At 61.1% G+C, this 12,180-nt stretch carries 10 protein-coding genes; 7 read left to right on the top strand and 3 right to left on the bottom strand.

All coding sequences use genetic code 11. The features are described from left to right. Nucleotides 1-78: 78 nt before the first annotated feature. Both choX and betC read right to left on the bottom strand, forming a co-directional pair. Nucleotides 79-999 carry a choline ABC transporter substrate-binding protein gene (choX, locus tag BLU76_RS00335; protein ID WP_092148856.1) on the bottom strand — a complete coding sequence of 307 codons (921 nt, stop codon included), beginning with the start codon at nucleotides 997-999 and terminating at the stop codon, nucleotides 79-81. Between the two features lie 15 nt (nucleotides 1,000-1,014). Next, nucleotides 1,015-2,529 (bottom strand): choline-sulfatase, encoded by a 1,515-nt coding sequence (gene betC, locus BLU76_RS00340; protein WP_092221022.1) that lies wholly within the window; start codon nucleotides 2,527-2,529, stop codon nucleotides 1,015-1,017. A 114-nt stretch (nucleotides 2,530-2,643) separates the two neighbouring features. Here betC and BLU76_RS00345 point away from each other — a divergent pair, with 114 nt between their 5' ends. Beyond that, nucleotides 2,644-3,594: a choline sulfate utilization transcriptional regulator gene (locus tag BLU76_RS00345; RefSeq protein WP_092221025.1), complete on the top strand. Its 951-nt coding sequence runs from the start codon at nucleotides 2,644-2,646 to the stop codon at nucleotides 3,592-3,594. A gap of 84 nt (nucleotides 3,595-3,678) precedes the next feature. Here BLU76_RS00345 and BLU76_RS00350 read toward each other — a convergent pair whose 3' ends face one another. Beyond that, the gene (locus BLU76_RS00350) at nucleotides 3,679-4,338 is read right to left on the bottom strand and encodes an NAD(P)-dependent oxidoreductase (protein WP_063323598.1); all 660 of its coding nucleotides are present in this window, start codon (nucleotides 4,336-4,338) and stop codon (nucleotides 3,679-3,681) included. An 85-nt stretch (nucleotides 4,339-4,423) separates the two neighbouring features. Between BLU76_RS00350 and BLU76_RS00355 the strand changes: the two genes are divergently transcribed. From BLU76_RS00355 to BLU76_RS00380, 6 genes are all read left to right on the top strand, one after another. Further along, nucleotides 4,424-4,762 (top strand): DOPA 4,5-dioxygenase family protein, encoded by a 339-nt coding sequence (locus tag BLU76_RS00355; protein WP_092221028.1) that lies wholly within the window; start codon nucleotides 4,424-4,426, stop codon nucleotides 4,760-4,762. 449 nt (nucleotides 4,763-5,211) lie between these two features. After that, entirely contained in the window at nucleotides 5,212-6,519 is a 1,308-nt protein-coding gene (locus tag BLU76_RS00360; protein WP_092148871.1) for a CitMHS family transporter, read from the top strand. A gap of 59 nt (nucleotides 6,520-6,578) precedes the next feature. Continuing rightward, the gene (locus BLU76_RS00365; RefSeq protein WP_092221031.1) at nucleotides 6,579-7,346 is read left to right on the top strand and encodes a TerC family protein; all 768 of its coding nucleotides are present in this window, start codon (nucleotides 6,579-6,581) and stop codon (nucleotides 7,344-7,346) included. A 268-nt stretch (nucleotides 7,347-7,614) separates the two neighbouring features. Next, nucleotides 7,615-9,273: a Na/Pi cotransporter family protein gene (locus BLU76_RS00370; protein ID WP_092148877.1), complete on the top strand. Its 1,659-nt coding sequence runs from the start codon at nucleotides 7,615-7,617 to the stop codon at nucleotides 9,271-9,273. Between the two features lie 186 nt (nucleotides 9,274-9,459). Next, the gene (locus BLU76_RS00375) at nucleotides 9,460-10,851 is read left to right on the top strand and encodes a M16 family metallopeptidase (RefSeq protein WP_092148880.1); all 1,392 of its coding nucleotides are present in this window, start codon (nucleotides 9,460-9,462) and stop codon (nucleotides 10,849-10,851) included. Nucleotides 10,852-11,123: 272 nt separating this feature from the next. Then, nucleotides 11,124-12,149: a DUF5924 family protein gene (locus BLU76_RS00380; protein WP_092221033.1), complete on the top strand. Its 1,026-nt coding sequence runs from the start codon at nucleotides 11,124-11,126 to the stop codon at nucleotides 12,147-12,149. Nucleotides 12,150-12,180 lie beyond the last annotated feature (31 nt).

A 12,180-nucleotide genomic window follows, 5' to 3' on the forward strand; every position in this document is an offset into this window, starting at 1 on the left:
CACCGTATCGGTTTTGGGAGGGCTTCGCCCTCCAGCGGGAGCAAGCTCCCTCGCCACAAAAGCCACTCGCCATTATGCCTAGAGCTTGGCCTTCACCACCGCCAGCGCATCCTTGCCATCCAGGGTCTTCACACCGTCCAGCCATTTATCCAGGACCGCCGGGTTGGCCTTGATCCAGGCCTTGGCCGCGTCGGCGTTGCTGACCTTGTTGTTCACCACCTCGGCCATGATGCTGTTTTCCATTTCCTGGGTGAAGCTCAGGTTGGTCAGCAGCTTGCCCACATTCGGGCAGGCCTGTGCATAACCTTTGCGGGTCAGGGTGTAGACACTGCCCGTGTCGCCGAAGTATTTCTCGCCGCCTTTGAGGTAGTGCATTTTCAATTGCACGTTCATCGGGTGCGGGGTCCAGCCGAGGAAGGTCACGAACTTCTGTTTCTTCACCGCCCGGGAGACTTCCGCCAGCATCGCCTGCTCACTGGATTCCACCAGTTTCCACTCGCCCATGCCGAAATCATTGGTCTTGATGATTTCTTTCAGGGAGAGGTTGGCCGGGGCGCCGGAGCCGATGCCGTAGATCTTCTTGTCGAACTTGTCGGCGAATTTGTTCAGGTCGGCAAAGTTATGCACGCCAGCGTCCCAGACGTAGTCCGGGACCGCCAGGGTGAACTCGGTGCCGTCCAGGTTCTTGGCCAACTGCGTGACGTCGCCATTGGCCACGAACTTGTCATAAAAGCCCTGCTGCGCCGGCATCCAGTTACCCAAGAACACATCCACCTGGCCATCCTTGAGGCCACCGAAGGTGATCGGCACCGCGAGGGTGTCGACCTTGGCCTTGTAGCCCATCCCCTCCAGCAGGAAACCGGTGATGGCATTGGTGGCGGCGATATCGCTCCAGCCCGGGTCGGCCATCTTCACCGTTTCGCAGCTTTGCTCGGCCCAGGCCGAAACACTGCTCAATGCCAACAGTCCAGCGGTCAGTACTGTGGATAACTTTTGCATGGCTTGCCCCTTACGTTATTGGTTTTGGCAGGGTTGTGGATAACGGGCCTTGCGCTCCAGATCGTCGAGGTCGATGTGGTTACGCATGTACTGCTGGCTGGCGTCCACCAGCGGCTGGTGATCCCAGCTCTTGAGTTTGCCCAGGGTCAGCGCCTGGGCGACGAAACGGCGGCGGCGCTGGCTGGCGAGCACCTGTTGATGAATGGTCGAAATGTCCCACTTGGCGCGCGCTTCGGCGAGAAAATCGGCGAACAGAGCCTGATGCTCAGGGGATTGGCTGAGGTTCTCCAGTTCTTTGGGGTCGTTGCGCACGTCAAACAGCAGGCACGGGTCATCTTCGCTGTAGATGAATTTCCACGGGCCGCGACGGATCATCATCAGGGGGCTGATGGTGCCTTCGGCCATGTATTCACCGAAGACTTCATCATGCCCGCCCTGCCCTTGCAGATGGGGCACCAGCGAACGGCCATCCAGCGGCAAGCCCGGTTCCAGCGTGCCGCCGGCCAGCTCCACCAGGGTCGGCAGCAAGTCGGCGGTGGACACGGCCGCGCCCACCCGGCCACTGGCGAACTGCCCCGGAGCGCTGATCAGCAACGGCACGCGGGCGGCCATTTCGAACCAGTGCATTTTGTACCAGAGGCCCTTTTCGCCGAGCATGTCCCCGTGATCGCCAGAGAACACGATGATCGTGTCGTCCAGTAGACCGGTGTCTTCCAAGGTCTGCAGCAGCTTGCCGACATTGCTGTCAATGTAGCTGCATGCGCCGAAATAGGCGCGGCGGGCATCCCGGATCTTATCCACAGGCAGCGGCTTGTCCCACAGGTCATAGACCTTCAGCAGCCGCTGGGAATGGGGGTCGAGCGTCGTTTGCGCCGGGGTCTGCGGCAAAGGGATGTCGTTGTCGTCATACAAATCCCAGAACGCCTTGGGAATCGTGTACGGGTCGTGTGGGTGGGTCATCGATACGGTGAGGCAAAACGGCTGGTCACCGTCTTCGCGGATGTGGTCGAACAGGTACTGCTGGGCCTTGAACACCACTTCTTCATCGAAATCCAGCTGGTTGGTACGCACGCACGGCCCGGCCTGCAACACCGACGACATGTTGTGATACCAACTCGGCCGCACGTCCGGCTCGTCCCAGTTCACCGCCCAGCCGTAATCGGCCGGGTAAATGTCGCTGGTCAGGCGTTCTTCGTAGCCGTGCAGTTGGTCCGGCCCGCAGAAGTGCATCTTGCCGGACAGCGCCGTGCGGTAGCCGAGGCGACGCAGGTAATGGGCATAGGTCGGCACGTCCGCCGGGAAATCCGCCGCGTTGTCGTACGCACCGATCTTGCTCGGCAACTGGCCGCTCACCAGGGTGAAACGCGACGGTGCGCACAGCGGGCTGTTGCAGTAGGCGGCATCGAACACCACGCCCTCGGCGGCCAGGCGCGAGAGGTTCGGCAGCTTGATCGGCGAAGGACCGTAGATCGGCAACATTGGCGCGGCCATTTGATCGGCCATGATGAAAAGAATGTTCTTGCGCTTCATGTATTCGCGGCATTCCATAGTAGGCAGTTATGCGACATTGCTGCGATTGAGCATGTAGCCCCCGGGTTTTGGGGTAAAGCCCATGCAGGATAATGACTAGGATAAGCACAGCTTATGTATGACGCCCTGGGTAACCTGTCCCTGGAACTGTTCCGTGCCTTTGAAGCCGCAGCACGCCAACAAAGCTTTACCGCGGCGGCGATCGAGCTGGGCACCACACAACCGGCCATCAGCCAGCAGATCAAGCGCCTGGAAGAGCAACTGGGTACGCGGTTGTTCGACCGCATCTATCGCGGGATCGAACTGACCGAGGCCGGGACCATCCTGTTCGAGCAGGTCCAGGCCGGCTTGCAGAGCATCGATGCCGGGCTGAGTGCAATCACCGCCCAGCATCAGCATGAGGTGCTGCAAGTCGCCACGGACTTCGCATTCGCCGCCTATTGGCTGATGCCGCGCCTGCATCGCTTTCACGCCGCCAACCCCCAGGTGGATGTGAGCCTGGTGACCAGCGAGCGCAACCACAACATGTTGCGCACCGATATCGACGTTGCCGTGCTGTTCGGCGACGGTCGCTTCAAACAAGGTGAAAGTCGTTGGCTATTCAGCGAAGAAGTCTTTCCGGTGTGCAGCCCGCTGTTGCTCAAGGATCGTCCCCAGCCCTTGTCCGCGCTGGCCTTGGCGGAGTTTCCATTGCTGCACCTGCGCGCGGGCAACAGCAACAGCTGGTTCGACTGGAGTGGGGTATTCCGCGAGCTGGGCATCACGTCACCACCGGCGCCCGGGCAACTGCGCTTCGACAACTACACACTACTCATCCAGGCGGCGATTGGCGGTCAAGGCGTCGCCATCGGCTGGCGGCACCTTGTGGATAACTTATTGGCCCAGGGGCTGCTGTGTCGTCCGATCGCTGAAACGGTGCTGTCGCGGCTGGGGTATTACGTGGTCTTGCCTCAGCGTAAACGGCGCGGTGTGTTGATCAGACAATTCGTCGATTGGCTGATGGAAGAACAGGCCAACAGTGCTGAATCGCTCACGGGGTTGCCGTTGCCTTCGATTGCGGTTTGAGGCCGTGGCGAAAGCCATGTTTTTGGGGCTGCTTCGCAGCCCAGCGGGAGCAAGCTCCCTCGCCACGGATGTGGATGTCGACAGCTAGTGGGCGGCCACAAAGCTGACATGCTCGCCCACATGCAGGTTCAGGCGCAGCTCATCGGCGATGCCGACCGCCACCCGGTTGAGCCGCTCCAGGGATTCGGCCATGCCGGGTTCTAGGCTGGTACTGACCTGGCTGAAATGCTCGATGCCCAAGCCTGGCGCGGCATAGGGGGCGTTGATCAAGGTCCACTGCAAGGTGCTGTTCTTCAGGGCATCGAGCACTTCTTCGGCGGCGTGGCGCTGCAAATCGTCGTCCGTCGGCTCCTCGTCGAGCATCGCAAAGTCGCCCACCAGGAACAGCCGGGGAATATTCACCGCCTGCATGCCAGCAATCAGTGCATCGACGGCCAATACTTGCTCCACCGGGCCGGGAATCAGTGTGCGCTCCACTTGTTCGCTGTTCATCGGCAACCCCGGCGCGTTCAGCAAACACACCACGGCGCTGGCACCGGCAACACTTTGCTTGACCCGCTCGGGATCGAAAAGATCACCGGTCTTGGTCCGCAGGCCCGGGCGTGGAGCCAGGGCAGTAAGATCGTCGAGAATGGCGATGACTTCGTGCTGGCGCCGCAGCATTTCAGCCATCAACGCACTGCCGAGGCTGCTCATGGCACCATAGAGCACCACTTTGATGACCGGGGTTTCGGCGTTTTTCATGGCTGTTTTCCTCTTTAATCCCGCCTGTAAAGGCTCTGACCCGCGGTAAACGGCGAGGGTTCGGCCTCTTTTCAAGGAGTGACAGATGCAGCGGATCAAGGGCTACCACGCCCACGTGTATTTCGATGCCAACACCCTCGACCAGGCGCGGGCCCTGTGCGAGGAAGCGGCGCAACTGTTTGCGCTGAAAATGGGCCGCGTCCATCAACGCCCGGTCGGCCCGCACCCGGACTGGAGTTGTCAGTTGGCGTTCGATCCGCAGTACATTGGCGTGGTCTTGCCGTGGCTGGCGCTCAATCGCAAAGGGCTGGTGATTTTCATGCACCCAGAGACCGGCGATGAGCTGATCGACCACACCGAGCATGCGATCTGGATGGGGGCGGTGCGGCCGTTGGATCTTTCGGTGTTTAAGGCAAGCACCTGATTGCTTTGTTTAGACCAGAGACATGATTCTGTGGCGAGGGGATTTATCCCCGCTGGACTGCGCAGCAGGCCCAAAAGGACAGAATGCACTCTCCAGATATTGCAGAATGACGGGTTTCAGGGCCGCTTCGCGCCCCAGCGGGGATAAATCCCCTCGCCACAGGAATGCTGCTTAATAGGTCATCATCTGCGGCTCGTCACCCATTTACCCTGCGAAAGCTTGCTGAAAGCTAGCGCGATTAGGATCACCGCACTTCCGGCAAAAGACCGGTCGGCCAAAAGCGAGTCTTCAAGGCTCGTTTGGCCCTTTTAACAACAACAATGGTGATTCTGATGTCCGCTGCTACCCGTCCCGCTGCACCCACTCCATCCGCCCGTCCCGAGCTTCGCATCCTGCGCTGACCTGTCCAGTTCGCCTTTGCCCGCCGCGCCACGCCTGGAGTATTTCCCATGCTGACTTTCCTTGGCTTCGCCATGGTCATCACGTTCATGTTCCTGATCATGACCAAGCGCCTCTCCGCGCTGATCGCCTTGATCATCATCCCGATCCTGTTCGCCCTGTTCGGTGGTTTTGCACCGAAAATCGGTCCGATGATGCTCGAAGGCATCACCAAGCTCGCCCCGACCGGGGTGATGCTGATGTTCGCGATTCTGTATTTTGCCCTGATGATCGACTCCGGCCTGTTCGACCCGGCCGTGCGCAAGATTCTCAAGCTGGTCAAGGGCGACCCGTTGAAAGTTTCGGTCGGTACCGCCGTTCTGGCGCTCGTCGTTTCCCTTGATGGTGACGGCGCGACCACTTACATGATCTGCGTGGCGGCGATGCTGCCGCTCTACAGCCGTATCGGCATGAGCCCACGCATCATGGCTGGCCTGATCATCCTCGCCGGCGGCGTGATGAACATGACCCCGTGGGGCGGTCCTACTGCCCGGGCGGCCAGTGCGTTGCATGTCGATCCGTCCGACATCTTCGTGCCGATGATTCCGGCGATGCTGGCCGGTGTGGTGGCGATCCTGGCGATTGCCTACATGTACGGTAAACGCGAACGCGCTCGCCTGGGTGAATTGCATCTGGTGGGTGATGAAATCGACCACAGCGAAATCAGCGTTTCCCAGTTCCCGGACGCCCGTCGTCCGAAGCTGATCTGGTTCAACGGCGCGTTGACCCTGGGCCTGATGTGCACCCTGATCGCCGGCCTGTTGCCGCTGCCGGTGCTGTTCATGGTGGCCTTCAGTATCGCGATGATCGTCAACTACCCGTGCCTGCAACAGCAGAAGGATCGCGTTGCGGCCCACGCCGGCAGTGTACTGGCGGTGGTCGGGCTGATTTTCGCGGCCGGTATCTTCACCGGCATCCTGTCCGGCACCGGCATGGTCGACGCCATGTCCAAGAGCCTGCTGGCGGTCATCCCGGAATTCCTGGGTCCTTACCTTGCGGTCATCACTGCACTGGTAAGCATGCCGTTCACTTTCTTCATGTCTAACGACGCATTTTATTACGGGGTGTTACCGGTTCTCGCCGAAGCCGCCAGCCACTACGGCATCACCGCTGTCGAAATGGCCCGTGCCTCGATCGTCGGCCAGCCCGTCCACCTGTTAAGCCCGCTGGTTCCGTCGACTTACCTGCTGGTGGCGCTGGCCGGGATCGAGTTCGGCGATCACCAACGCTTCACCCTGAAGTGGGCAGTATTGGTTTGCCTGTGCATAATGTTCGCCGCGTTGCTGATGGGGATTTTTCCGCTGTTCAGCACTCTATAAAAGCAATGCCTGCTGCGTCGCTCGTCGGCGCGGCTTAACACTCGCTCAAAGGAACTCACATGGAATGGCTGACCAACCCGGAAATCTGGGTTGCCTTCTTCACCTTGACCGCCCTGGAAATCGTCCTGGGCATCGACAACATCATCATGATTTCGATCCTGGTCAGCCGCATGCCCAAGCACATGCAGGCGCGCACCCGGATTTTCGGCCTGGCCCTGGCCATGATCACGCGGATCCTGTTGCTGTTGTCCATCACCTGGGTCATGCGCCTGACCGCCGATCTGTTCGAAGTGTTCGGCCAGGGCATCTCCGGACGTGACCTGATCCTGTTCTTCGGCGGCCTGTTCCTGCTGTGGAAAAGCTCCCAGGAGATGTACCACGCGCTGGAAGGCGAAGATGAAACCAACGAGGCGCCTTCGGGCAAGGGCGGCAATTTCATCTACACCATCATCCAGATCGCGATCATCGACATCGTGTTCTCCCTGGACTCGGTCATCACCGCCGTCGGCATGGTTTCCCATGTGCCGGTGATGGTGGCGGCGATCATCGTCGCCGTGCTGGTGATGATGCTGGCCTCGGCGACCATCAGTGAGTTCATCGACAAGCACCCGTCGCTGAAGATGCTGGCGCTGTCGTTCCTGCTGGTGGTCGGTACCGTGCTGATCGCCGAGTCGTTCGACGTGCATGTGCCAAAAGGCTACGTCTACTTCGCCATGGCGTTCTCCCTGGCGGTGGAAGCCATCAACATCAAGATGCGCACTGCGATTGCACGCAAGCGCAAGCAGCAGGACCCGGTGAAACTGCGCAAGGATATGCCGGGTCAGTAATGGCGTGGGGCATTTGAATGAAGGGGCTCTTTGGAGCCCCTTTTTCATGCCGGTATGAAAGTGGCCCGCTCCCACAGGCCCGCGCTCGCCTGATCGATATAGGAGGCTTCAAGATCGTCGGCGTATTTCTATGACAGTTTTGTTTCAAACGATTCTTTAGCTGTGCAATGCTGGCGCCCGAACCGTTCGCCAACTACAGCTTAAGTACAAGAAAGAAGAATGTGGCATCGTCAATTTGTCCCTTTGGGACGCTAACAGGGGGCTCCTCATGCTGACCCTGCTGAATTTGCTCTCCGCCGTCGCCCTGCTGATCTGGGGCACGCATATCGTGCGTACCGGCATCTTGCGGGTCTATGGCTCGAACCTGCGCCATGTCATCGGCCAGAACATGTCCCGGCGCTGGCTGGCCTTTGTCGCGGGGATCATGGTCACGGCCATGGTCCAGAGCAGCAACGCCACGGCCATGCTCGTCACCTCGTTCGTCGGCCAGGGCCTGATGGCGCTGACCCCGGCCCTGGCGACCATGCTCGGCGCCGATGTCGGCACCGCGCTGATGGCACGGGTGCTGACCCTCGACCTGTCGTGGCTGTCGCCGCTGCTGATTTTCCTCGGGGTGATTTTTTTCCTGTCGCGCAAACAGACCCGCGTCGGGCAAATGGGTCGGGTCGGCATCGGCCTGGGCCTGATCATCCTGGCCCTGCAATTGATCGTCGAAGCCGCGACGCCCATCACCCATGCCCAGGGCGTGAAAGTGATCTTCGCCTCGCTGACGGGCGACATCCTGCTCGATGCGTTGGTCGGCGCGATGTTCGCGATGATCTCCTACTCCAGCCTGGCGGCCGTGCTGCTGACCGCCACACTGGCCGGCGCTGCGGTGATCAGCCTGCCGGTGGCCATCGGCCTGGTGATTGGCGCCAACATTGGCAGCGGCGTCCTGGCCTTTCTCAGCACCAGCATGCAGAACGCCGCCGGGCGCCAGGTGGCGTTGGGCAGCCTGTTGTACAAGCTGATCGGCCTGTTGCTGATCATTCCGGTACTCGATCCGCTGGTGGGCTGGCTGGACAGCCTGGATTTCAGCCCCCAGGAAACCGTCATTGGTTTCCATCTGCTCTATAACACCGTGCGTTGCCTGGTGCTGCTGCCCAGCGTCGGCCCCATGGCGCGGCTCTGTGCCTGGCTGCTGCCAGAACGTCCGGACACCAACGGCACGGCCAAGCCGCGACATCTGGACCCTACCGCCCTCGCCACTCCGAGCCTGGCGCTGGCGAACGCGGCCCGGGAAACCCTGCGTATCGGCGACCTGATCGAAAACATGCTCGAAGCCATGCTGGACGTGCTGCGCGGCCAGCAGACCGCGGTGACCCAGGACGTGCGGCGCATGAGCGATGACGTCGAGGCGCTGTGCAGTGCAATCAAGTTGTACATGGCGCAAATGCCCCGTGAAGACCTCAGCGAACAGGACAGCCGCCGCTGGGCGGAGATCATCGAACTGGCGATCAACCTCAAACTCGCCAGCGACCTGATCGAGCGCATGTTGCGCAAGGTCCAGCAACAGAAGACCTCGCAACGTCGCTCCTTTTCCGACGTGGGCCTTGAGGAGTTGGCGGGGCTGCACAGTCACTTGATCGCCAACTTGCGGCTGGGGCTGTCGGTATTCCTCAGTGCCGACCGGGAAAGCGCCCGCCAGTTGCTGCGTGAGAAACGTCGCTTTCGGGCGCAGGAACGGCGCATGGCCCATGCCCACGTCAGCCGCTTGCAGCGCAAGGTCGTGCAAAGCCTGGAGACCAGCTCCCTTCACTTGGAGCTGATTGCCGACATGAGGCGCCTCAATTCGCTGTTTTGCGGCAGTGCCTATGTGGTCCTGGAGACCGCCGAGATAGGCGCACTGGCGGCGGATGAAATTAGCGACATTACCCATTCGCCGTGAACGACTGGCGCATTGGTCAGTCAGTAACATTGGCTCGGGCCTGAAACCGTTCACCGGCCCGCCTGCTCCCGTTGTCATGAATACCGCATAGATTCGATAGGGGGAGCGAGCCGACTCCGGGCGACGATCCGCCGATGACGGCCTGCCCGGCACCATGGACCTCCACTCAGCCGCCAGGAAGCCCTTATGCGTTGTCTGTTGTTCGCCTTTCTTTTACTCGGCTCACTGCCCGTGGTCGCCCTGGACCGGTTCCAGGTCGAAGGCTATACGTTGCCCAACGGCATGCAGCTGATGCTCAAGCCGGGCAGCGAGCGCGGGCATGTGGCGATCCGCTTGGTGGTCGGCGTGGGCCTGGACGACTTCAGTTGCGCCGACAAGGAACTGCCGCATCTGCTCGAACACCTGCTGTTCAGCGGCGTCGATGAGAGTGGTGAAGGCGGCCTGGAAGAGCGCATGCAGGCCTTGGGTGGCGAGTGGAATGCCTTCACGAGCAACGCCGACACCACGTTCGTGATCGAGGCGCCGGCACGCAATCAACGCAAGATCCTGGACCTGCTGCTGGCGCTGTTGACCCGCACCCGCATCGATGAAAAAGCCCTGGAGGCGGCCAAGCGGGTGGTTGAACGCGAGGACGGCGGCCACTACACCCACCTGCAACGCTGGCTCGATCACCAGGACCTGGGCCACAAGGCCAGCAACCAGTTGGCGGTTGAGCTGGGCCTGCGCTGCGCGGAACGGGCCGAGGTCGGGCGCCATACCCTTGCCCGACTCGAACAAGTGCGCAAGGCCTGGTATGCACCGAACAACATGACCCTGATCGTGGTCGGCGACCTCGACCGACTGTTGCCGGCCTACCTGGAGCGCGCCTTTGGCGAACTCGAGCCGGTGGAGCCCAGCCCACACGAGGCGCTGCCGCAGATCCGCTACAAGGCGGTCACCAAGCGCAACCTGATCCATGGCCTGGTCGGCAATAGCGCCAAGCTTCATTGGCTGTTCCCGGAGCCGGTGCTGGATGAGCAGCATGACGAAACCTTCGACCTGCTCAAGGATTACCTGGACTGGGCGCTCTATCGCCAATTGCGCCTGGCCCGTGGCTTGTCCTACGGGCCGTGGACCGAACGCGAGGTGTTCGGCGGCGTCGGCTTCTTCAGCCTGAACGCGGACCTGTCCCGCGAAGACTTGCCCGAAGCCGAACAGGCGCTGGAAGAACTGCGCAAGAGATTGCTCAAGGATGGCCTGGACCCCGCCGATTTCGTGCGCATCAAACGTGCGGCCATTGCCCATCAGTCCTGGGCGGTTCAAGGCAACAGCGCACTGGCCGATTACTACTGGGGCGCCCTGGGCGATTATGAAGACGGCCGTTTCGCCAACCCGGCCCTGCGCCTGCAGGAGGTGAGCCTGGAACAGGCCAACGTGGCCCTGCGCGAACTGCTCAAGGACCCGGGTTACCTGCGCATCGAAAAGCCGTTGCTCAGTGACGATGAGCTCGTCTGGGGGCTGGGCGGTCTGCTGGGGGTGCTGTTGCTTGGGTTGGTGGTGTGGCAAGTGCGTCGGCGGGCCCGACCAGAATCTGGTTGATCCGCCCTGGGGGAGCTTGCTCGCGATGACTCCAGCCCAGGGCAACTCAAATCCCGTGGCGAGGGAGCTTGCTCCCGCTCGGCTGCGCAGCAGGCGCAAACCGGGCGATGCGATTTACCTGGATAAATGCTGGGGCCTGCTTCGCAGGCCAGCGGGAGCAAGCTCCCTCGCCACAAAAGAGCATCACGGCACGCGTCGCGATCCTCGCCATGTCACCGCCCTGACGATACTCTGTCAGGGATATTTCCTACGACTTACTGCGAAACTACCGAATGCAAAACCTGACGGTCTATATCCAGCGCCTCCTTGAATTGATGAAGCGCTATCCAGGGGTCATTGCGCTCGGTGGCTTCATTTCCGGGGTCGGCAGCTTCATGCTGGTGGATCGCCAGCAGGGCCTGGCGACCTGGATCGCCATCATGATGCTGGTGAGCTGGCTCTGGCTGATGGTCGAGAACAGCATGACCCGGCTGTTCGCGCGGATTTTCAAACGGGAAATCCCCCAGCCGCTGTTGCGCTACGCCACGCAGATGATTCACCAGGAAAGCCTGTTTTTCGTCCTGCCGTTTTTCTTCATCACCACCACCTGGAACAGCAGCCAACTGCTTTTCACCGGCCTGCTGACGATCGCGGCGCTGATCTCGATCACCGACCCGCTGTACTACAAATGGCTGGCGCCTCGGCGCTGGGCGTTCCTGGCCTTGCACACGCTGACGCTATTCGCCGCCCTGCTCACCGCGCTGCCGGTGATCCTGCACCTGACCACCGACCAAAGCTTCAAGCTGGCGCTGGGCATTGCGATGCTGCTGTCGTTTCCCAGCCTGGCCTCGATCTTCCCGATCCGCACCGTGCGCAACGCCCTCGCCATTTTGTGTATCACCGTCGGGATTGGCGCCGCCGGCTGGGTGCTGCGCTCCTGGGTGCCACCGGCCACGCTGTGGATGACCGAAGTGGCGATCAGCACCCAACTGGAAGATCGCACGCCGGGCGCCAGCCTCAAGGAAGTCAGCGCGGTCCAGATTCGCGGCAACGGCCTGTACGCCTACACCGCCATCAACGCACCGCGAGGGCTCGACGAGCGGATCTATCACGTCTGGCAGTTCAACGGTAAAGAAGTCGACCGCATCGCCCTGGACATCCACGGCGGACGCAAGGAAGGCTATCGCGCCTGGACCCACAAGCAGAACTTCCCGCAAGACCCGACGGGCAAATGGCAGGTGCGGGTGCTGACGGAAAATGGTCAGATGATCGGCGTGTTGCGTTTCAACGTGAGCGCTGACGCACCCGAGGCAAAATAACGGCGGTCGTGCTATTAGGTAGCGCTGTTCA

The organism is Pseudomonas sp. NFACC08-1, assembly GCF_900106735.1.
GTDB classification, from domain to species: domain Bacteria; phylum Pseudomonadota; class Gammaproteobacteria; order Pseudomonadales; family Pseudomonadaceae; genus Aquipseudomonas; species Aquipseudomonas fluorescens_Q.